14 protein-coding genes and 1 pseudogene are annotated in these 22,090 nt (G+C 65.0%); 7 read left to right on the plus strand and 8 right to left on the minus strand.

Translation table 11 applies throughout. The features are described 5' to 3' along the window. Positions 1-911: pseudogene (locus tag A5791_RS13525) on the minus strand (hypothetical protein); the annotation flags it as partial. Continuing rightward, positions 908-2,425, minus strand: a complete 1,518-nt coding sequence (locus tag A5791_RS13530; protein WP_067237159.1) for a TldD/PmbA family protein — start codon at positions 2,423-2,425, stop codon at positions 908-910. The pseudogene A5791_RS13525 and the gene A5791_RS13530, both read right to left, overlap by 4 nt. A 33-nt stretch (positions 2,426-2,458) precedes the next feature. Between A5791_RS13530 and A5791_RS13535 the strand changes: the two genes are divergently transcribed. The 3 genes from A5791_RS13535 to A5791_RS13545 are packed head-to-tail and all read left to right on the plus strand — an operon-like array spanning position 2,459 to position 5,455. Beyond that, on the plus strand, positions 2,459-3,331 hold the full coding sequence (locus A5791_RS13535) for a carbohydrate ABC transporter permease (RefSeq protein ID WP_067237163.1): 873 nt from the start codon (positions 2,459-2,461) through the stop codon (positions 3,329-3,331). After that, positions 3,318-4,139 (plus strand): carbohydrate ABC transporter permease, encoded by an 822-nt coding sequence (locus A5791_RS13540; protein WP_067237166.1) that lies wholly within the window; start codon positions 3,318-3,320, stop codon positions 4,137-4,139. The genes A5791_RS13535 and A5791_RS13540 overlap by 14 nt, the downstream gene beginning before the upstream one ends. Then, positions 4,136-5,455: a sugar ABC transporter substrate-binding protein gene (locus A5791_RS13545; RefSeq protein ID WP_067237170.1), complete on the plus strand. Its 1,320-nt coding sequence runs from the start codon at positions 4,136-4,138 to the stop codon at positions 5,453-5,455. The genes A5791_RS13540 and A5791_RS13545 overlap by 4 nt, the downstream gene beginning before the upstream one ends. Here A5791_RS13545 and A5791_RS13550 read toward each other — a convergent pair. The 4 genes from A5791_RS13550 to A5791_RS13565 form a co-directional block, all read right to left on the minus strand. After that, on the minus strand, positions 5,452-6,330 hold the full coding sequence (locus A5791_RS13550) for a universal stress protein (protein WP_067237174.1): 879 nt from the start codon (positions 6,328-6,330) through the stop codon (positions 5,452-5,454). The two genes, A5791_RS13545 and A5791_RS13550, sit on opposite strands and share 4 nt — an antisense overlap. Beyond that, a complete protein-coding gene (locus A5791_RS13555; RefSeq protein ID WP_067237178.1) occupies positions 6,327-7,811 on the minus strand; it encodes an amino acid permease in 1,485 nt (494 codons plus the stop codon). The genes A5791_RS13550 and A5791_RS13555 overlap by 4 nt, the downstream gene beginning before the upstream one ends. A gap of 336 nt (positions 7,812-8,147) precedes the next feature. Continuing rightward, the gene (locus A5791_RS13560) at positions 8,148-8,996 is read right to left on the minus strand and encodes an energy-coupling factor transporter transmembrane protein EcfT (RefSeq protein ID WP_156661252.1); all 849 of its coding nucleotides are present in this window, start codon (positions 8,994-8,996) and stop codon (positions 8,148-8,150) included. Positions 8,997-9,001: 5 nt separating this feature from the next. Continuing rightward, on the minus strand, positions 9,002-11,044 hold the full coding sequence (locus tag A5791_RS13565) for an ATP-binding cassette domain-containing protein (protein ID WP_082966907.1): 2,043 nt from the start codon (positions 11,042-11,044) through the stop codon (positions 9,002-9,004). Positions 11,045-11,172: 128 nt separating this feature from the next. Here A5791_RS13565 and A5791_RS13570 point away from each other — a divergent pair, with 128 nt between their 5' ends. Beyond that, positions 11,173-11,685 carry a MarR family winged helix-turn-helix transcriptional regulator gene (locus A5791_RS13570; RefSeq protein ID WP_082966908.1) on the plus strand — a complete coding sequence of 171 codons (513 nt, stop codon included), beginning with the start codon at positions 11,173-11,175 and terminating at the stop codon, positions 11,683-11,685. Positions 11,686-11,801: 116 nt separating this feature from the next. Beyond that, on the plus strand, positions 11,802-14,096 hold the full coding sequence (locus A5791_RS13575) for an ATP-binding cassette domain-containing protein (protein WP_067237184.1): 2,295 nt from the start codon (positions 11,802-11,804) through the stop codon (positions 14,094-14,096). A gap of 34 nt (positions 14,097-14,130) precedes the next feature. Here the strand turns inward: A5791_RS13575 and A5791_RS13580 are convergent, their stop codons facing one another. Next, the gene (locus tag A5791_RS13580) at positions 14,131-14,697 is read right to left on the minus strand and encodes an isoprenylcysteine carboxylmethyltransferase family protein (RefSeq protein ID WP_067237187.1); all 567 of its coding nucleotides are present in this window, start codon (positions 14,695-14,697) and stop codon (positions 14,131-14,133) included. Between the two features lie 93 nt (positions 14,698-14,790). Here A5791_RS13580 and A5791_RS13585 point away from each other — a divergent pair, with 93 nt between their 5' ends. After that, positions 14,791-16,728: an acyl-CoA dehydrogenase gene (locus A5791_RS13585; RefSeq protein WP_067237191.1), complete on the plus strand. Its 1,938-nt coding sequence runs from the start codon at positions 14,791-14,793 to the stop codon at positions 16,726-16,728. 354 nt (positions 16,729-17,082) lie between these two features. Here the strand turns inward: A5791_RS13585 and A5791_RS13590 are convergent, their stop codons facing one another. After that, on the minus strand, positions 17,083-17,574 hold the full coding sequence (locus tag A5791_RS13590) for an LppP/LprE family lipoprotein (protein WP_231995898.1): 492 nt from the start codon (positions 17,572-17,574) through the stop codon (positions 17,083-17,085). Positions 17,575-17,922: 348 nt separating this feature from the next. On the opposite strand from A5791_RS13590, the gene A5791_RS13595 reads away from it, so the two are divergent. Next, positions 17,923-22,050, plus strand: a complete 4,128-nt coding sequence (locus tag A5791_RS13595) for a bifunctional nitrate reductase/sulfite reductase flavoprotein subunit alpha (RefSeq protein WP_067237231.1) — start codon at positions 17,923-17,925, stop codon at positions 22,048-22,050. Positions 22,051-22,090 lie beyond the last annotated feature (40 nt).

The following is a 22,090-nucleotide window of genomic DNA, read 5'->3' on the forward strand; positions in this document are numbered from 1 at the left end:
GCCGTCCACGGTGGCCGACATGATGATCCACCTGGCATGGAGGATGTCCGGGCGGGGCGCGCAGGAGGGCCGGACGGCATTCTCGGCGCCCGGCGGTGGGACGCGGGTGGGGGAGCGGCTGACCGATTTGCCGCTGACGTTGTTCTCCGATCCGTCCGGCCCTCCTGCGCGCCCCGCCCGGACATCCTCCATGCCAGGTGGATCATCATGTCGGCCACCGTGGACGGCGGCATGATGGTCTCGTAGCGCCCCGCGGGCAACTCGACACTTCGCGCAGCCCAGCCCAGGCGTGTCGACAAGTCCTCGAGCATGGCATCGGTTGGCACATCGACGAAATCGGGCGTCCCGACGCCAGCCCAAGCGCTCGCCTCGCCGCGTTTGGCGTTGATCTCCACCCCGCCCGTGGGCTGAGTGTAGCGTCGGCGCAGCCCGGTCGACGACGCCAGGAAAGTCGTCGAAAGACTGTGGTGCGCAAAGCCATACAGTTGATCGGCACCCGCGAAGCCCCGACTCAACGACGACGCGACATCTGCAAACACTTCGGCACTGGTGCCGGGCACCGGCGCGTCCCAGTCGGCCGGCACCCCGGTGTCGGCAATCAGCGGCGCGGCATCACCGGCCTCCGGCGCGCACTGTGCCGCTTCCTCGGAGGCCGCCACCAGCCCGCGAATCACCGACGGGTCGACCTCACCGGATACCACTGTGCCGATGTAGGAGCTATCACCATGGCGCACAATCGATATCACTGCCAGATTGCGGCTGACCGAAACTCCGTTGGTGGTCATCGAATTGCCCGCCCAACGCAATGTCGCTTCGACCCGGTCGGTGACCAGGACCATGGTCTCGTCGGCGCGGGCTTCCCTCGCCGCCTCGGCCAGAACGACGTTGACGAGATGCTGCGCCGTGATCATCGGCCACCTTCGGTGAGGACGTTGAGCACGTTGACGTTTCGGAACAACGCCGACGGACAGCCATGGCTGACGGGCGCTACCTGGCCAGGCTGGGCCTTGCCGCAGTTGAGCGCACCGCACAGCCGCCAGGTCGACGGGCCGCCGACCGCTTCCATGGAATTCCAGAAATCGGTGGTGGTGGCCTGATACGCGACATCACGCAACTGACCGTCCAGGCGGCCGTCGCGGATTCGAAAAAAGCGCTGCCCGGTGAACTGAAAGTTGTAGCGCTGCATATCGATCGACCACGACTTGTCGCCGACGATGTAGATGCCGTCATCGACCCGCGCGATCAGGTCGGCGGTGCTGAGACCGTCGATTCCGGGCTGCAACGACACATTGGCCATCCGCTGGATTGGCACGTGATGCGGCGAGTCGGCATACGAGCATCCGTTCGAGCGCGCTTGCCCAAGCCGCGGGGCGAAAACACGATCCAGCTGATATCCGACGAATACCCCGTCGCGCACCAGATCCCACCTTTGCGCGGCCACCCCCTCGTCGTCGTAACCGACACTGGCCAAGCCGAATTCGACGTTGCGGTCGGCGGTGACATTCATCACCGGTGAGCCGTAACGCATGGTGCCGAGCTTGTCGGGAGTGGCAAAAGACGTTCCGGCGTAGGCCGCTTCGTAGCCGATGGCTCGGTCGTATTCTGTTGCGTGGCCGATGGATTCGTGAATGGTCAGCCAAAGATTGGTCGGGTCGATCACCAGATCCTTGGGCCCCGGCGTCACGCTGGGCGACTTGACCTTTTCGGCCAGCAGCGACGGCAGCTCCGCGAGTTCCTCGGTCCAGTTCCAGATCTCGTCGCCGGCCACCACTTCCCAGCCCCGAGCCGTCGGCGGCGCCAGAGTGCGCATCGAGTCGAAGCTGCCCGCCTCGGCATCCACGGTCACCGCCTCCAGCACCGGCAGCAGGCGCACTCGTTGCTGAGTGATCGTCGACCCGAAGGTGTCGGCGTAAAACGTCTGCTCCTTTGCGGCGGTCAGCGCGGCCGACACATGGTCGACGCCGTCGGCGCTCAGCAACCGCCCGGAGTATTCCTCTAGCACGGCGATCTTCTCCGACGCGTCAACGCTGAACGGGTCGATTTGGTAGTGAGACACCCAGGTGGCGTCGGTATACACCGGCTCCGGCGCCAGCTCGACTCGTTCGGTGTTCAGCGTGGCCAGCGTGGTGGCCACGTGTACAGCGCGGCGCGCGGTGTCGGCCGCGACGGACGGCGAAAGCTCGGCATGCGATGCGAAACCCCAGGTTCCGTTCACGATCACCCGGACCGCCAGACCGGCTTCTCTGCTGATGACAGCGGTCTCCAGCTCGCCGTCGCGCAGCTGGACGATCTCGGTGCCGATGCGGTGAATCCGCAGGTCGGCGTGACTCGCCCCGGCCGCAGTAGCCGCCGACAATGCGGCATCGGCCAGTTGGTGGCGCGGCAGATGGAGAAAGTCGGCATCGATCCCCCGGTCGAGTGTCACCGCTCCACCGTAACGAGAAGCTTTAATACACCCATGGCCGACGCGCCCCACCGATCAACGACGCTCGCGTATGCGCTGCTGGCGCCCAGCCTGTTCGGTGTGGTGGCGTTCTTGCTGCTGCCGATCCTGGTCGTGGTCTGGCTCAGCTTGTACCGATGGGACCTGTTGGGGGCGCTGCACTATGTCGGCCTGGCCAACTGGCGATCGGTCCTGGCCGACGCCGGCTTTGCCAACTCGCTGCTCGTCACCGCCGCCTTCGTGGCGATCGTCGTTCCCGCGCAGACGGTGCTCGGCCTGCTGGCGGCCGCCATGCTGGCCCGTCAGCTGCCGGGCACCGGGGTGTTTCGCACGCTGTACGTGCTGCCCTGGATCTGTGCGCCGCTGGCGATCGCGGTGTTGTGGCGCTGGATCCTGGCGCCCACCGACGGAGCCGTCAGCACCCTGCTCGGCCACCGCATCGAATGGCTTTCCGACCCGGGCCTGGCGCTGCCCGTCGTGTCAGCGGTGGTCGTGTGGACCAACGTCGGTTATGTTTCGCTCTTCTTCCTGGCGGGCCTGCTGGCAATCCCGGCCGATATCCATGCCGCCGCTCGTACCGACGGCGCTAACGCCTGGCAGCGATTCTGGCGCATCACCCTGCCGATGCTGCGGCCGACGATGTTCTTCGTCCTGGTCACCGGAATCATCAGCGCCGCACAGGTTTTCGACACTGTCTACGCCCTGACCGACGGCGGCCCGGCGGGCCGCACCGACCTGGTGGCGCACCGGATCTACGCGGAGGCGTTCGGCGCCGCAGCCATCGGGCGGGCGTCGGTGATGGCCGTGCTGCTGTTCGTCATCCTGGTCGGGGTCACCGTCGTTCAGCAGCTGTACTTCCGGCGACGGGTCAGCTATGACCTCACGTAGCATGCCTGCCACGCTGATCTACGCCGGCATGGCGCTCGGCGCGGTGATCACGTTGGCGCCCTTCCTACTTGGATTGCTGACCTCGTTAACCTCACCGCACCAGTTCGCGACAGGCACGCCGCTGCAACTGCCGCGACCACCCACGCTGGCCAACTATGCCCATCTGGCCAGTGCCGGGTTCGGTCGCGCGGCGGTGGTGACGGCGTTGATGACCTCGGTGATTCTGTTGGGCCAGTTGAGCTTTTCGGTGTTGGCCGCTTACGCTTTCGCGCGGTTGCGATTCGCCGGACGCGACGCGCTGTTCTGGGTCTACATCGCAACGCTGATGGTTCCGGGAACGGTCACGGTGGTGCCGCTGTATTTGATGATGGCCCAGCTCGGCCTGCGCAACACATTCTGGGCGCTGGTCCTGCCGTTCGTATTCGGCTCCCCGTACGCGATTTTCCTGCTGCGCGAGCACTTTCGGATGATCCCCGACGACTTGATCAACGCCGCGCACCTCGACGGTGCCAATACCCTGGACGTCATCATGCATGTGGTGGTTCCGTCCAGCCGGCCGGTCCTGGCCGCCCTGACGCTGATCACCGTGGTATCGCAGTGGAACAACTTCATGTGGCCGTTGGTGATCACCAGCGGCAGCAAGTGGCGGGTGCTGACCGTGGCGACGGCCGGGCTGCAATCCCAATACAACGCCCAGTGGACCTTGGTGATGGCAGCGACCACGGTCGCGATCGTGCCGTTGGTCGCGCTTTTCGTTGTGTTCCAACGTCATATCGTCGCCTCGATCGTGGTTTCGGGCCTCAAATGAACCGGATCCGGTTTTCGACGCTGGTCGCTGCCGCGCTGATTCTGGTCGCCGCGCTGCTTGCGACGACTGCGGTGCTGCTAGACAGGGCCGGCGAACCGAGCGGCGGCAGAATCGTGGTGACGGTGCGGCTATGGTCCGACCAGATCGCCGCGGCATATCGGGAGTCGTTCGACGCGTTCACCCGCGCCCGTCCGGGTATCGAGGTACGCATCAACGTGGTCTCCTACTCGACCTACTTCAACACCTTGCGCACCGATGTGGCCGGCGGCAGCGCCGACGACATCTTCTGGATTTCCAACGCGTATTTCGCCGCCTACGCCGACACTGGACGGCTGATGAAGGTGGACGCCGCCGGCGACTGGGAGCCGGCGGTGGTCAACCAGTTCACCCGCGGCGGTGCGCTGTGGGGGGTGCCGCAATTGACCGACGCGGGCATCGCAATTTTCTACAACGCCGACCTGCTGGCCGCGGCCGATGTGGATCCGACGCGGCTGAACGATTTGCGCTGGAATCCCAACGCAGACGACACCTTACGACCCATGCTGGCTCGGCTCACCGTCGACGCCGACGGACACGCCGCCGGCACAACGGGTTTCGACGCCGGACGCGTACGCCAGTGGGGGTACAACGCGGGCAACGACGCTCAGGCCATCTACCTCAACTACATCGGGTCGGCGGGCGGCGTATTCCAGCACGGCGACCAGTTCGCATTCGACAACCCCGCGGCGGTGGAGGCCTTTCGCTATCTGGTCGGCCTGATCAACAACGACCATGTCGCCCCGCCGGCCTCGGACACCAACGCCAACGCCGACTTCTCGCGCAACCAGTTCCTGGCCGGCAGGATGGCGCTGTTCCAGTCCGGCACTTACAATCTGGCGCAGGTGGCTCGCGACGCCAGATTCCGCTGGGGGGTGGCGGTGTTGCCGGCTGGCCCCAAAGGCCGGGTAAGTGTCACCAATAGTATTGCTGCGGCAGGCAATTCGGCATCCAGGCACCCCGACGCGGTACGCCAGGTATTGGCCTGGATGGGAAGCCGAGCCGGCAACGAATACGTGGCTCGGCATGGCTCGGCTATCCCCGCGGTGCGCTCAGCCCAGCCGGTGTACTTCGATTACTGGGCAGGCAAGGGGATCGACGTGACACCCTTTTTCGCCGTACTCGATGGTCCGCGGATCCCCGCCCCCGGCGGCGCCGGCTTCGCCGCAGGATTCCAGGCACTACAGCCCTATTTCGACGAAATGTTTCTCGGCCGAGGCGATGTCGCTGCCCTGGTGCGACAGGCGCAGGCCGCGGCCAATACCGCGGCGCAGCGTTAGCCGGGCAACACCAGCACCGGTATCGGGCTGTGGCGGATGATCTTTGCGCTCCGGGATCCCAGAAACACCCTGGCAATGTCGCCGCGCGGGGAGGTGCCCACCGCAAGGATCTCGCCGTCCTCCCAGTCCGCCGCGGCCAGTGCGTGAGCCCACGTCCTTCCGGTAACCACTTCCAGCACAACGTCTTTGCCGACTATTCTGTCGCGCTTCAAGTTCTCCAGTATTTCTTGCGCCTGCAACGCCCACGCCTCCAGAACCGAATCCTCGGCATGCAGGCCCACCTCTGGTGGGTACATCGTCTTGCCGCGGACCGCGAAGGTGAGCACCCGCATCGGCACCCCGAATCGCTCCGCGGAATCGACACACCGTCGTACCACATCAACCGACTCCGGGGTGGCCGAGTACGCACAGGTGAGCCGCGTCAATTTGCCGGTGTGGCCGCGATATCCACGCGGACTGATCGCCACCGGCACCGCCGACGAATGCAAGAGCCAGTCGGCGGTCGACCCGATGACCACTTGCCCACGCCGAGCGCTGGGCAGCGAACCCAGCACCAGGATCTCCGCGTCGGCTTCGGCCACGACCTCGAGCAGGCCACCGGAAACCGATCGGTGGGCGCGATGAAAGTAGGTGACTTCGACCCCGTCGGCCACTTTGCGCAGATACCGCCGGGCCTCCTCGGCCGAGTCGGCGGCCAGTTGATCGGCCCAGTGCTCGAATTCAGCGTCGACGCGGGCAAGCGAAGGTGTCAGCCACGGCTTGGGCACGATGGTCGCCACCGTCAGCGAGGTACCCAGCGTCCGCGCCGCGCGAACCGCGAGATACAAGCCCGACAGCCCGACCTTGCCGGCCAGGTAACCGACAACGACCGTCACTGCGCTTCCTTGGCCGTCGGCGCGCCGTCGTTGGGTGCGCTTTCGTCGTTTAATGCGCTTTCGTCGTTTAATGCGCTGTGGTGGCGGCCCCACACCAGGTAGTAAGTCAGCGCTGCCGCAACCCATCCGCTGAACGCGAGCCAGGTGTACCAGTGCAAGCTGGCCAGGATGTATCCACACGCCGCCACAGAGAGCGCAGGTGTGACGGGATAGCCGGGCACCTTGAACCCGCGCGGCAGGTCGGGCTGGCGCACCCGCAGGATGATCACCCCGATCGACACGACCGTGAACGCGGTGAGCGTGCCGATTGACACAAGGTCAGCCAGCTTCTCGAGCGGTACGAAGGCCGCCAGCATCGACGCGACGACCGCGACGATCACCGTGTTGGTCACCGGAGTCATCGTGCGGGCGTTCACTGTCGCGAAACGCGGCGGCAGCAATCCGTCGCGACCCATCGCGAACACGATGCGAGTCTGGCCGTACTGGGTGACCAACGTGACGGAGAAAATGGAGATCACCGCCCCGGCGGCCAGAATGGTGCTGGCCCACCGGCCTTTTGTGACGTTGTCGAGAATCGTGGCAAGCCCCGCCTCCTGCTGTCCGCCAAATTCTTGCCAGCGCTGGGTGCCGAGCGCGGAGAGCGCGACAAGCACGTAGACGCTGGTGACGATAACCAGCGCCGTGATGAGCGCGCGTGGCATCGTGGTTTGCGGGTCTTTCACCTCGTCGCCGGCGGTCGATACCGCGTCAAGACCGATGTAAGAGAAGAAGATTGTGCCCGCTGCCGAACCGATACCGGCCACACCGAATGGGGCGAAGTCCCTGAGATGGTCGGCGTCATAAGCGGTGAATGCGAGGATCACGAACATGCCCAGCACGCCCAGCTTGATCAACACCATGACGGCGTTGACCTTCGCCGATTCGCTGGCGCCGCGGATTAGCAGCAGTGCGCACACCCAGATCAAGAACACTGCCGGCAGGTTCAGCAGGCCCGGATGTTCGTCCCACGGCGCGGCCGACAGTGCATGCGGCACCTGAAATCCGAATATGTTGTTCAGCAGCTTGTTGACGTAACCGCTCCAGCCGACCGATACCGCGGCGGTGGCCACCCCGTACTCCAACAGCAGGCAGGCCGCGACCACCATTGCGACGGCCTCACCGAGGGTGGTGTACGCGTATGAATACGCTGAACCGGAAACCGGTACGGCGGAGGCTAATTCGGCGTAGCAGATGGCCGCGAGCCCGGCCGCGATGCCGGCGATGATGAACGAGACGATCACGCCCGGGCCGGCTTGGGGTACAGCCTGCGACAGCACGAAGAAGATGCCGGTACCGATCGTGGAGCCGACGCCGAACATGGTCAGCTGGAACATGCCGATACTGCGCTTGAGGTGGTCTGCCGCCCCGTGAGCGACGGGAGCGCCGCTTACCGGACGGCGCCGCAACATCTGCTTTTTCAGGCTGATCGACGGGGCCGTCATCGCACCTCCCGCTAGTAGGTCAGCTGATTATGCTGCCTGGTCCAGCGTGGCGGCGGACTTTGCCGGGCTCAGCTCCGAACGCTCGTCATGAGTCCCACGCGCCACAAAAAGCCGGGGTATGTATTTTTGTCCGGCTCACAGCGACTGTTGTTCGGCCTGTTGCGAAATCAACTTCGGCGTGAACTGACGGCTTCCGGTGTGAACTGACGGCTTCCGGTGTGAAGCTAGGGCGGGATCGAGCCGCGAATGTCCACCCAGGATTCACATGCAAAGCCCAGGATTCACACGCAAAGCCCAGGATTCACGCCCAAAGCCCGCAGGCGATTCGATCAGCGCCTACCTGGCCAAGTGCAGCGCCGTATCCAGCGCCACCGCAGCCCCGCTGGCCGCGATAACGACACCGAGTGTCACCCAGTCCGCCAGTTTCGGCCGCGCCGGATTCGCACTCAGCTGACCGGTCCCGCCGCGAGCGGTGATGGCGTCTCCCATCTCGTCCGCACGCCGCAGTGTCACGGTGATTGCCGCGGTGAGCAAGTCGATCAGCTCCAGCGCGTGCCGCCACCGCCGGGCCTTGCGGCTGCGAGGTATCCGTTTGGGGCGTAGCCGACGAGCCGCGTAGAGCACCTGGAACTCGTCGATCAACATCGGGAAGGCCCGCAGCGCCAGCGCCAAAGCCACCGCCCACTCGTCTACCGGTATCCGCAACAGTCGCAAAGGCCAGCCCAAAGTCGCTACCGCAGGCCCGATTTCGGCCACGTTGGTGGTCCAGGACACCATCCCACCCAGCGCCAACAGCACTATCGACAACGTTGTGAACCGCAAAAAGTTCAGCGCCCCGCCGAGTCCGATCTGGGTTCCGCCCAGCGTGACCACCGGACTACCACTGGCCAGGGCCGCAGTGACGAACCCGAACGCGAGCAGGATCCAGAGCCAGCGCGGGATTGACGGCAGCACGCCGCGCGGGATGCGGGCGATCCAGATGGCCGCCGCCACCAGGACCCCTACCACGCCGATCGTCACCCACCCCGGATAGAACGTCAGCAGCAACGAAACGCCGAAAACAACCAGCAATTTGGTGCCGGCCCACAGATCGTGGATGGTCGACCGTCCGGGCACCGGAACCAGCAGCACCACCGGACGAGGCTGGCGCCGGGGTTGCGCGTGTGTCGAGGCAGAGGCCGACATCTCGGTCATGGCATGCCTCCCGCAGCGGTCTTCGCGGATTCCAGCACACCACCGTGCAGGTGCAAGATCCGCGGGCACAGGTCCTCCAACCCGGCGATGTCGTTGGAGATAACCACCACCGTCAGACCCCGCTCGCGGCGCAAGTCCTCCAGCAGCCGCAGCAGACCGCGCTGGCTGGCCGCATCCAGCCCGGCCAGCGGCTCGTCCAGGATCAATGCCCGCGGCGAACGCGCCAACAGGCCGGCCAGCACCACACGGCGCATCTGCCCCCCACTGAGCTGGTCGATGCGCCGCTTAGCCAGCGTGGGATCCAGCCCAACGACGCTCAGCGCGGCGACCACCCGATCGTGCTCGCGGTGCGAAAAGCCCGCTGCGGAAGCAACTTCCAGATCGACGCGACTGCGCATCAATTGCAGCCGGGCGGCCTGGAACGACAACGCCACAGTGCCGACCTGCTCGTGGGTGGGCCGGCCGTCGACCAGACAGGCGCCGGCCGTGGGCACAGTCAGCCCTGCCATGATCCACGCCAGCGTCGACTTCCCCGAGCCGTTGCCGCCATGGATCAGCACCCCGTCACCTTGTTCCACGACGAAGCTGACATCACGTAGTGCGATCTTGGCCCACGGTGTGCCGCTGCCGTATTCGTGACCAACGCCGATGAGCTCCAGCGCCGGAGCTCTGCGGCGGTGATCCACCGAGACGGGCGCCGTCGGGACTTGCGCGCTCTCGGTCATATCGGTGTTGTCCGGTGAATTGCTCAGGTTGATCGTGCGGTCGGCGGACGCCGCCTCGTTGTCGAAGTGCGTGATATGGACGAGAGCGGTCCGGTGCCGTCTGGTCAACCCGGACAGCACGTTCAACAGCGCGTCACGGCCCTGCTGGTCCACCATGCTGGTGACCTCGTCGGCGATGAGCATCGCCGGCTCGCGGGCCAGCGCGGCAGCCAGCGAAAGACGTTGCAGCTCGCCGCCGGACAGGCTTCCCGTTTCGCGTTCACCAAGGCCTTCGAGGCCGACTTCGCTGAGCAACCGGTCGACATCGACGTGCGTGCCCGGCGGAAGACCCCACACCACATCGTCGGCGACCCGGGTTCCCAGCACCTGACTTTCGGGGTGTTGCAGCACCACCGCCGTGCCGCCCAGCTTGCCCAGCCCCACCGCGCCGGGGCGATCCACGGTTCCCGACGTCGGTTCCCGGCCGGCCAGAATCAGCATCAGGGTGGTCTTGCCGGAACCGTTGGCGCCAGTTATCGCGACGTGTTCGCCGACTCGCAGGTCGAGGCTGACTTCGCGCAGCGCGTCCTGGTTTGCGCCCGGGTACCGGTAGCGCACCTTCTCCAGGCGCACCGGAACAGGTCCGACCGCAACGGCCGGGTCGGCGTCGTCGGCCGGAGCGTCAAGTTTGTGGACATCGGGGACGCCGCGCATCCGATCCAGCACGCGTGACAACGCCCACCAGCCGATCAAGGACACCACCAGGACCATCAGGACGGAATAGCCGAGCAGCACCCACGGCCAGTGATGCATCCCGAGGGCGAAATAGTGCTTCAGATCTGCGGCCGGCCGCTGCAGATGCACCCGGGCCAGGAAGCTCGCCAACCCCTCGATATTTGCCGTCATCGCGGCGAAGATGAGGTGCCGTAGGCGGAACATCACGGCCAGCGCTGCCACGTTCGCCGCGCCGAACAGCAGGCCGGCGATCAGCGCGGACGCAATCACGGTGGGTGTGCCCCGGCCTCTGCGTTTGATGAGTCCGGTCAGCCCGCCGATATAGGCGCTGTTGACGACCGCCAAGAAGCCGCCCAAACCAGCGATCAGGAACGCAATCATTCCGGCCGCAACCACCGCGGCGACGAGCACGCGCAGCCGGTAGCGGTAGGCCAACAGCCCCATCGGCACCGTGCCCAGCAGCGCCAGGCCCGCGGCAAACGGTACGACGACGGAGATGATGGCGGTCACCGCGCACAGTGCGGCCATCACGGAGGCTTGCGCCAACTCGCTCGGTTGCAGCGCTCCGCCCCGGTGCGAAGGGGAAGCCGGGGCGATCACTTCATCGATTGTGCCAGGCCGCGGCGGTAAGCACTTGCGCAGCGCACCGCGCGGATGGGTTTTCCCGCGCGGCGATCGTCGACACCGGCCATTGGTCTCTCATAGCAAAGCTATGCAACGATGGTTGCATGAATTCATCCGCTCCCGCCAACCACAAAGAAGTCGTTGAAGAGGTAGTTGATGCCGCGAATACCCAGCCCCAACCGGGCCTGGGAGCGGACTTGCTCGCAGTGGTCGCGCGACTCAACCGGCTGGCCACGCAACGCATCCAGATGCCGTTGCCGGCGGCACAGGCCAGGCTGCTGGCCACGATCGACGCCCACGGCGAAGCCCGCATCGGCGACCTGGCCGCGGTCGACCACTGTTCGCAGCCGACGATGACCACGCAGGTACGACGGCTCGAAGACGCCGGACTGGTCACAAGAACCGTCGACCCCGGAGACGCCCGGGCGGTCCGAATCAAGATCACACCCGCGGGGATGCGCACGCTCACCGCCGTCCGGGCCGACCGCGCCGCGGCCATCGAACCCCAACTGGCACAGCTTGATCCGGCCGACCGCAAGGTGCTGGCCGATGCCGTCGAGGTATTGCGCCGCCTTCTCGAGAACTCCGCAACCGCGCCACGTCGCACCACCCCGTGACCCGGCAGCGCGTTCCGGGTGGCTAGACCGTCTGCTGCGGGTGGACACTTGAACCAATATCTGGCCTGGCCGGATCGATGCGGTCGGCGCTAGGCCAAGGATGAAAGGTGGCTGGCATGCGGACCGAGGCTTCCGCTTTCCAAGCCTCCCCGTTGACCGTTTGGGTCGGTTCGACGAGGTACGTCTGCCTCCCTGGGCCCGACGTCAGCGTCGGCACCGGTAGTCAGTGCGATATCCGGCTGGAAGCAGGCGATTCCGCCGGGATCGCGAACCCGGCCTCTGAGGACCTGGTGCTGCGGTTCGCCGGCACGCACTGGTTGGCCATCGATAGAAGCGGACAGGGCATCCTCGTCGACGGCGTCCGGGTGGCGACGGTCGACATCCAAGACGGTCAGGCGATCACTATCGGTGATCCGCAGCAAGGTCAGCAACTCACTTTCCACATCGACTCCCCCGACCACGCAGCGGCCGAACCCGGCCCGCCGACCGTCGCGCACCATACCGTCCCGACGGAACAATCCACTGGGCCGATGCGCGTTCCCCGGATCGAGGCCGTGACGGAGTCACCGACCGGTCCGATCCCGTTGCCAGCGATGGCGCCGTCGCAGCCGGTGCAACCTCCGGTCGCGCGGGCCATTCCGGAGCCACTGCCGGCTGAACCCAGTTCGACCTTTCGGCTGCCGCTGAAGTCCGACGCGCGCACGCACGGAGTGGCCGCATATCAAGTCGCGCTGACCGCGGGCAAGGTTGGCGAACACGAGTTGCTGGCCAACGTGTCGTTCGCGGCCCGTCCGGGCACGCTGACGGCGGTTGTCGGACCTTCGCATGCACGCAATTCGGCTCTGCTGGACGTGCTCAGCGGTACCCGCGAGCTCAGCTCGGGAAGAGTCACCGTGGACGGCCAAGACGTGCAGCAGGTACAGGAGGCAATGCCCGCCCGGATCGGGATAGTGCCTCGCGGCGAGCGGGTCCATCCGCACCTCTCCGTGGAGCGGGCGTTGAGCTATGCCGCCAAGCTGCGGCTGCCGCCCGACACGTCGCCAGAACACCGCGAACGGGTGGTCGGTCAGGTGCTCGACGAGCTCGAATTGACGCCGTACCGCAAGACGCGCATCCGCAAACTGCCACCCGAGGTGCGGCGGTGCGCGTCGATGGCAATCGAACTCATCAGCAGACCGACGCTGCTTGTGGTTGACGAGCCGGCCGCCGGGCTTGATCCGGCGCAGGCTCACCACGTGCTGGCAATGCTGCGACGGCAGGCCGACATCGGTTGCGTAGCAGTCGTAGCAGTGTCGTCGCAGTCCTCGGCGATCCATTTGCACATGTGCGACGATGTGCTACTTCTGACCGCGGCCGGCACGATGGCATTCGCCGGGCCGCCGGCCCAGATTGAGCCCGCCATGGGCACGGCCGACTGGTCGGCGATATTCGCGCGACTGAGCTTCGATCCGGCCGGGGTCCACCGCGCGTTCCAGGCCCGCCAGCCGGCGGCACCCACTCCACCGCCTGCATCGGCCGCAGCTGTGTCGCCGCCGGCCCGACTCACCTTCATCCAGCAGACCCGATTCGTTACCGGCCGCCAGCTCCGCCTTTTGCTCGCCAGCCGCGTTTACCTGCTCTTCCTGGTACTGCTGCCGATCGCGCTGGCAGCTCTGACGCTGCTGATTCCCGGCGACTCCGGGTTCAGCCGGCCGGCCCCGTCGAGTCACAATGCCCACGAAGCCGTCGAGATTCTGGCGCTCCTCAACCTCGCTGCGGTGATCATCGGCACCGCACTGACCGTCCGCGACCTGGTTGGGGAGCGCGCCATGTTCCGGCGCGAGCAGGAAATCGGGCTGTCGACGTCGGCCTACCTGCTCGGCAAGATCATCGTCTTCGGCGTGGTCGCGGCGATCCTGGCGGCAGTCCTGACCGGCATCGTGATCGCCGTGAAGGGCGAACCGGTGCACGGCGCTGTCCTACTTGGCAATCCGTTGGTCGAGCTTTACCTGGCTGTGGCCGCGACGGCCATCGTCTCGGCGATCGTCGGACTGGCCGTATCCAGCGTGGGCAACTCGCTGCGCGAAGTCCTGCCGCTGCTTTTGCCGGTGCTCCTGGCGTCGGTGGTGTTCGCCGGTGGGTTTATCACCCTGGTTGGCACCTGGGGCTACGACCAGATCTCCTGGTTCATCCCGGCCCAGTGGGGTTTCGCGGCGTCGGCGTCCACCGTCGACCTGCGCCGGGTCGACGCACTTGCCGCCAACGCCCAGATGTGGACCCACTATTCGGGCTGGTGGGTGTTCGACATGGGCGCACTCCTGGTACTCGGCGCGCTGTGGGGCTCCTTTGTCCGATACCGGCTGCGCCCGCCGGAACGGCTAACCCGCAGCCGGCCGCGACCAGCTGCGACGTCGCAAAACAGTAGAAACTGAGTGACCTGACCTCAGCGAGAACTGTTGCATCACATCACACATAACGCCGGACACGGTCGCAGTACTCGAGGTATTCCCGGCCGTAACGCTGACGCATGAATATTTCCTCCCGTAACACCTGGCGGTGGAATAGCAGAGTGCCGGCGACTAGGTAGAACAGCGGAATCCAGTTGGGAAACACCAACAGCTGGCCGACCAGGAACAGAAAGAAACCGACATAGATTGGATTGCGGCTCACCGCGAATACGCCAGTGGTGACCAGCCGGCCAGGTGTGTCGACGTCGATGCCGACTCGAAAGCTGCTGCCGAATGCCACCAAGCTCAACACCAGGATCAGCACGCCACCCGCGCAGAGCCCTACCCCCAGCCAGGCAACGGCCGTTGAGCGGAAAAATCGCTGGCCGCTGGCCAGGGGCCAGCCGAAAGCGGCGGCGAACACCGTGTAGAAGTAGAACAATGCCACCGGTGGTATCAGAAAATCTGTCTTGTCGAGTTCTCCGAAATGCATTGCCCGAGTGCCGCTTCGGCGCAACAGCAGGACTCGGCCCAACACCGTGCCCAACAGCAGCACGATCATGACAGCGGCCAGGTATTGCGGCATGCCGTTTAGTGTGCGCGCGCAGTCCTCGCCAGCCGGTGGCACCCCCTCGCCGGAGCTATTCCCGCGGGGCGCACGGCACGTTACGGTCTGCTTATGGCGCCGAATATGACAAGCACTGCCGAACATCTGCGCAATACCCTCGACGGGCGTTGGCGCGACGTGAAGAACCAGACCCGGGCCAAGTTCGAACACGAACAATTCCGCCCCCACTACACCCCGAACACCGTCATCGCCCGCGCCAAAGTATTCGAGCAGATGAAGATCATCTCCGCTGCCGGCATCTCCGACGAAGGGTTCCGGAAGGAGCACGGCGGCACCGGCGATGTCGGTGCCGCCATCACGATGATCCAGATGCTGGCGATGTCGGATTTGTCGCTGATGGTCAAGGCCGGCGTCCAATGGGGACTGTTCGGCGGTGCCGTGGAGAACCTGGGCACCGAACGCCACTACGACTACGTGAAGGACATCATCTCACTCGAGTTGCGCGGTTGTTTCGCGATGACCGAGACCGGACACGGCAGTGACGTTCAGGCGCTGGAGACGACGGCCACCTACGACCCCGACACCGAAGAGTTCGTCATCCACTCGCCAACTCCCACGGCCCGTAAGGATTACATCGGCGGCGCCGCCGAAACAGCTTCCATCGCAGCGGTTTTCGCTCAGCTGATCACTCACGAGAACGGCGAGCCGGTCAACCACGGCGTGCACTGCGTACTGGTCCCGATCCGCGACGCCGACGGTAACGACCTACCGGGCGTGACGACATCGGACTGCCACTACAAGGGCGGGCTACCCGGCGTCGACAACGGCCGCATCATGTTCGACCACGTCCGGGTTCCGCGGGTGAACCTGCTCAACAAGTACGGCGAAGTCGAGCCGGACGGCACCTACACCTCACCGATCGACAATCCGAACCGCCGATTCTTCACCATGATCGGCACCCTGATCCGCGGCCGGGTAACCGTGGGCGGCAGTGCAGGCGCCGCGGCTCAGGTCGCACTCGACATTGCCACCCGATACGCGTTGCAGCGCAAGCAGTTCAGTTCGCCCGACGACGACCGCGAAGTGCTGATCATGGACTATCTGGTACACCAGCGACGGCTGTTCCCCTTGATAGCGCGGTCCTATGCACTGCAATTCGCACAGAACGAGTTGGTGTCCAAGTGCCACGACCTGCAGACGTCAGACGTGGTGGATGCCGACGAACAGCGCGAGCTGGAAGCTCGCGCTGCGGGGTTGAAGGCGGCCAACACCTGGCACGCCAGCAAGGCCATCCAAGAGGCTCGGGAAGCTTGCGGCGGTGCGGGTTACATGGCCGAGAACCGGCTGATCGCGCTGCGCGCCGACACCGACGTGTTCACCACCTTCGAGGGCGACAACCATGTGCTGACCCAGCTGGTGGCCAAGGAGTTACTGACCGCCTACGCCGACGACATCCGCAGCATGAGCCCGGTGGAATGGGTGCGGTTCGCCGCCAATGCCGTCGGCGACCGGGTGATGAAACGCACTGCGGCCGAAGCGATCATGCAGCGGATCGTCGACGCCAGCCAGGACAGCGAAGAGGAAGGCAGCCTGTTCAACCGCGGCACCCAGGTCACCATGTTCGAGGAACGCGAGAACTACCTGCTGTCGTCGGTTGCCCGCCGGCTGCAGGGCAAATCCAAAGAGATGTCGGCGTTCGACGCATTCAACGCGGTGCAGGATCACGTCCTGCACGCGGCGAGCGCACACATCGATCGGGTGATACTGGAAGCGTTTGTCGCCGGCATCGAGTCGTGTGAAGACGCCGAGGCCCGCGAGCTATTGGAGATGGTGTGCGACCTGTATGCCTTGTCGGTGATCGAGGATGACAAAGCCTGGTATATCGAGCACCGGTACCTGTCCACTGAGCGCGCCAAGGCGGTCACCCGCGGCATCAACGACCGGTGCCGCAAGCTGCGGCCGCATGCCGAGACGCTGGTCGACGGCTTCGGCATCCCGGAGCCGCTGCGCTACGCCGAGATGCTGCACCCGGAGAATCTGCCCGGCTGATCTCCCTGCCGAGCAGACGTCAACACTCCTCAGTTCGGCACGAAATGAGAAGCATTCGGGTCGTTTCAAAATTGGCTAGGTAGACGCCGGATAGGCCCGGTACACCATTGGCCACACCGGACACGTCCATCACCGGAGAAGAGGCTTGTGCCTTTTTGTCCACCTCATAACGACAAATTGGCTTGCCGCGCAACGGTTGTCGCTCGGAGGTGGACCAAAAGACATACATCCGAAACTCTGTGACGGATGAGACTCAGCCCCGCGCCAAAGAGTCCCAATAGCAACCCCATTTTGTCGGGGAAGGTCCGTCGCAAGCCGCGAAGGTACCCCGCACCTTGGCGCGTGACAGCGACCTTACTGGTTCGGGATCGGGCCGAGCGCCTTCAGCTTGCCGTCCGGTCCGATCTGGAACTTCACCGTGCCGATGCCGGTGGGGCAGCAAGGCTCGTCCTTGCCCTTCTGCCACTGGTATTGGACGGTGATCGTGTCATCCGTGGGCGGCAGCACAGTTATGTACGGCTTCGGGTTCGGCGTGGGTGAACCCAGCGGGGTGTTGTGGTCGAAGAACAACAACTGCTGGGGAGTCGACTCGCCGGCAATCGTCGGGATGATCTGCACCCAATACAACCGGCATTTCCTGGTGTGTCCCCGGGCGATTTCCACCCACATCGAGCCCGGAACCACGATCGGGACCGCAGCGATGGCCTGCTTGACCGTGTCGGCGCTCGGACCGTCGGAAGCCTTGCACTTGTCGGGTGGCGGTGGAGGCGGAGTTGGCGGCTTCCAGCCACACCCCGAAAACGGGACCAGCAGGATCAGCAGGAAGGCGACCAGCCGGCGAGACACGCAACGAGCTTAACGAAAGCTGTAAATGTCCCATTTGTTTCGTCGGAGCGCCGGTTTCAGCACGCGCCGCAGGCACCATTGCGGGTAGCCTGATCCGAAATCGGCTTGTCTCGGTTGGTCGATGCCGACTTCGCGAAAGCCGTGGTCAACCGCAGTTTTCTGACACATTTCACCAGTGCGCCGCATCCGTTGCGAGGAAGCCGTAAAACGGCGGAAACGTCGGATACCCGGTGCAGAAACATCCTTGACGCACGATCAGCGGAAAGCGTGGTGCACATATGAGGGGAGGTAGGCGTGGCCGGGGACACCGTGCACACCCTGTGCGCCTACTGCGGCGTGGGCTGCGGCATGGTGTTGCAGCTCACAACCGACCCGGAAAGCGGTCGGCGTCACGTGGCGAAGTCGGCCGGAAACACAAGCCACCCCGCGAATTTCGGCCGGTTATGCACCAAAGGCACCACCACTTCGGACCTCCTTGCCGCCCCCGGCCGGGCTGAGTCGGCGTACGTTCGGGCAGAACGTGGCCAGGCCCTGGAACCGATCGCCGTCGATGCCGCGATCACCCGGTCCGCCAACCGGTTACGAGCCATTATCGACAAGCACGGTCCGGACGCCGTGGCCTTGTACGTGTCGGGGCAGATGTCCCTGGAAGCCCAGTACCTGGCGAACAAGCTGGCCAAGGGTTTCATCGGCACCAACCAGATCGAGTCGAACTCACGGTTGTGCATGGCCGGTGCCAGCTCGGGTTACAAGCTATCTCTCGGCGCCGACGGCCCGCCCGGCTCGTATCAGGACTTCGACCATGCCGACGTTTTCTTCGTCATCGGCTCCAACATGGCCGACTGCCACCCGATCCTGTTTCTGCGCTTGATGGATCGGGTCAAAGCCGGCGCCAAATTGATCGTCGTCGACCCACGCCGCACCGCGACCGCCGCCAAAGCCGACCTCTTCCTGCAGATCGCACCCGGCTCTGATCTAGCACTGTTGAACGGGTTGCTCCACCTCATCGTCGAAAACGGGCACACCGACGCCGAATTCATCGCCGAGTTCACCAAAGGCTGGGAGGTGATGCCGAGTTTTCTGAAGCAGTTCACTCCGGAGAAGGTCAGCGAAATAACCGGCATCCCGGCCGACGACATCCGCACGGCAGCACGATGGATCGGCGAAGCCGGAAACTGGATGAGTTGCTGGACAATGGGACTCAATCAGAGCACCCATGGCACCTGGAACACCAACGCGATCTGCAACCTGCACTTGGCTACCGGCGCGATTTGCAAACCCGGCAGCGGCCCGTTCTCACTGACCGGTCAGCCCAATGCGATGGGCGGACGCGAGATGGGTTACATGGGTCCGGGTTTACCCGGTCAGCGGACGGTGACCTCCACCGACGACCGTGAGTTCGTAGAAGACCAGTGGGGTATCCCGCGCGGGTCCCTACGCACCGACGTCAGCGACGGGGTGATCGACATGTTCTCCCGGATGGCTGACGGCAAGATCAAGGCGTGCTGGATCATCTGCACTAATCCCGTTGCTACGGTTGCTAATCGGAAGACGGTGCTGGCGGGCCTGGAAACCGCGGAGCTGGTGATCACCCAGGATGCGTTCCTGGAGACCGAGACCAACGACTATGCCGATGTGCTGCTTCCGGCCGCCTTGTGGACAGAGTCGGACGGGGTGATGGTCAATTCCGAGCGCAATCTGACTCTATTCCAGCAGGCCGTCGAGCCGGTGAGCCAGGCGCTGCCGGATTGGAAAATCATCGCGAAAATGGCTTGCGCGATGGGTTATTCGGATTCGTTCGGTTACACATCCGCCGAGGAGGTGTTCGACGAGATCAAGCGGTTCTGGAATCCCGCGACGGGATATGACCTGCGCGGCGTCAGCTACGACCGGTTGCGGCAGACTCCGTTGCAGTGGCCGTGCCCGCCGGACAGCACCAACGACCGCAACCCGATCCGGTACCTGAACGACGGTGTCAGCCAGACGCGCCTGGTGCGCGAGGACGGCACCGTGCCCCGCCTGGCCTTCCCCACTCCACACGGCCGGGCAGTATTCTTTGCCCGGCCGCATCTGCTGCCCGAGGAGATGCCCGACGCCGAATATCCGTTCCTGCTCAACACCGGGCGACTGGCACACCAATGGCACACCATGACCAAGACCGGCAAGGTGGCCAAGCTCAACCAGCTCAACCCGGGGCCGTTCGTGGAAATCCATCCCGACGACGCCGCTCGGCTGCAGATCTGCGAAACCGATCCAGTCGAAATCGCTTCTCGCCGTGGACGGGCCGTGCTGCCCGCCGTCGTCACCGACCGAGTGCTGCCCGGCACTTGCTTCGCCCCGTTCCACTGGAACGACGCCTTCGGCGAGTACTTGTCGATCAACGCCGTCACCAACGACGCCGTCGATCCGATTTCGCGCCAACCGGAGTACAAGGCGTGCGCTGTGACATTGACCAAGGTCGTTGTCGCACCCAGCGCCGATCCAGCGGTGCCCGACACCCAGGCAGTCCCCCAAGCATCCGGAATCAGCCTGACCCAGGTCGATGCCCTCGCCGAAATCCTCGGCATGGCAAACGAACCGGCACCGCAGTTCGGTCCCCTTGGACGCTCTTACCTCGCAGGACTCATCGCCGGGTTGCGGTCGGACGCGGGCCGCCGCACGGCGGGCGTGCCCACGATTCCGCTGAGCGCCCCGTTCGATTCGGCCACCCGACTGTGGGTGGACGGTCTCCTCGCCGGAATCTTCGCGCGCGCCGAGACGCCGCCGGTCTCACAACAGTCAGCGGCGGTGGCCGCCGACCCGAAACCTGCTCCGGCACAGTCGGATGCGCCCGAAGGCGTACCGATCGTGGTGTTGTGGGCGTCCCAGACCGGGAACGCCGAAGAGCTCGCCACTCATGTCGCCACGCAACTGGGCGCGGCTGGGTTGCCGGTCGCGTTGCACGGCATGGACGACTTCCCGGTCGCCGAACTTCCGGCGACGCGACAACTATTGCTGATCACCAGCACCACCGGTGACGGCGAACCACCCGACAACGGCGCCGGCCTTTGGCGTGCGCTGACCGGCAGTGCGGCGCCGCGATTCAGCGACACGCGCTACGCCGTTCTGGCGCTGGGCGACTCCAACTACAGCGAGTTCTGCGGTCACGGACGCAAACTCGACGAGAGGATGTCGGAGCTGGGTGCCACCAGGATGGTCCGCCGGGTCGACTGCGAACCCGACTACGAGGACGCGGCGGCCGGTTGGCTGAACTCGCTCATCCGAGTGTTCACCGGCGCTACCGCGGGCACCGGAGTCGCCGACGCACCCACCACGCTGGTCGCATCGCCCCGGCCGTCGGTCAGGCCAGCGACGCCCACCTACACGAAGAAGCACCCGCTGGTCACCGGCATGATCCGCAACACCATGCTCAGCGGACCGCGTTCCGCAAAAGACGTGCGGCAGATCGTATTTGACCTTCCCGATGAGGCGGCCAGCTATGAAGCAGGCGACGCGCTCGGGGTATGGCCGCGCAACAGCGACTGCCTGGTCGACGAATGGCTGGCGGTCACCGGCCTGGACGGGCAGACCCCGGTCGAGGTCGGTGAGCATGGTCTGATGTCGTTGCGCTCCGCGCTCACCGAGCGAATCGAGATCGCCCACATCAGCCGAGACCTGGTGCGGTTCGTGCAGGAACGCACAGGCAACCCGAAACTCGCGGGGATGCTTAAGCCGGAAAATAAAGCGGCACTGAGCAATTGGGCGTGGGGGCGCCAGTCAATCGACCTGCTTAGGCAGCTGCCGGTGTCCGCATCGGCCCACGAGTGGCTGAGGGTCCTCAAACGCCTTCAGCCGCGGCTGTACTCGGTCTCGTCGAGCCCCAAAGAGTGCCCGGGAGAAGTTCATCTGACCGTCTCGCCGGTGCGCTACAACTTCCAGGGCGTCCCCCGCCGCGGGGTGTGTTCGACCTACCTTGCCGATCGTTCCCCTGGCGATCGAGTGGCTGTCTATCTGCAGAAATCGAGCAATTTTCGGCCTCCGAGCGACTCGTGCACGCCAATGATCATGATCGGCCCCGGAACCGGGATTGCACCCTTTCGTGGTTTCCTGCAAGAGCGTCGCGCGCTCGGCCACACCGGACCCAACTGGTTGTTCTTCGGCGAGCAACACGCCGCCACCGACTACTACTACCGCGACGAGATCGAAAAGATGCACGCCGACGGCTTGCTCACCGAGCTGGACCTCGCCTTCTCGCGGGACCAGCACGAGAAGGTCTACGTGCAGCATCTGATGCGCAAGCGGGGGGCCGAGCTGTGGCGATGGCTGCAGGACGGCGCCCATCTCTTCGTCTGCGGCAACGCTGACCCGATGGCCAAAGACGTCGATCGCGCGATCCGTGAGATCGCGGCCGAACACGGGAGTCTCGACCCGGACGCGGCCGAAGACTACGTCCGGCAGTTGAGCGCCGACAAGCGCTACCACCGCGACGTCTACTGATCTTCAACGGCCGACTTGCAAACTGCGGACTGCGCCAAAA

The sequence above is a fragment of the Mycobacterium sp. 852002-51163_SCH5372311 genome (assembly GCF_001667115.1).
GTDB lineage: Bacteria > Actinomycetota > Actinomycetes > Mycobacteriales > Mycobacteriaceae > Mycobacterium.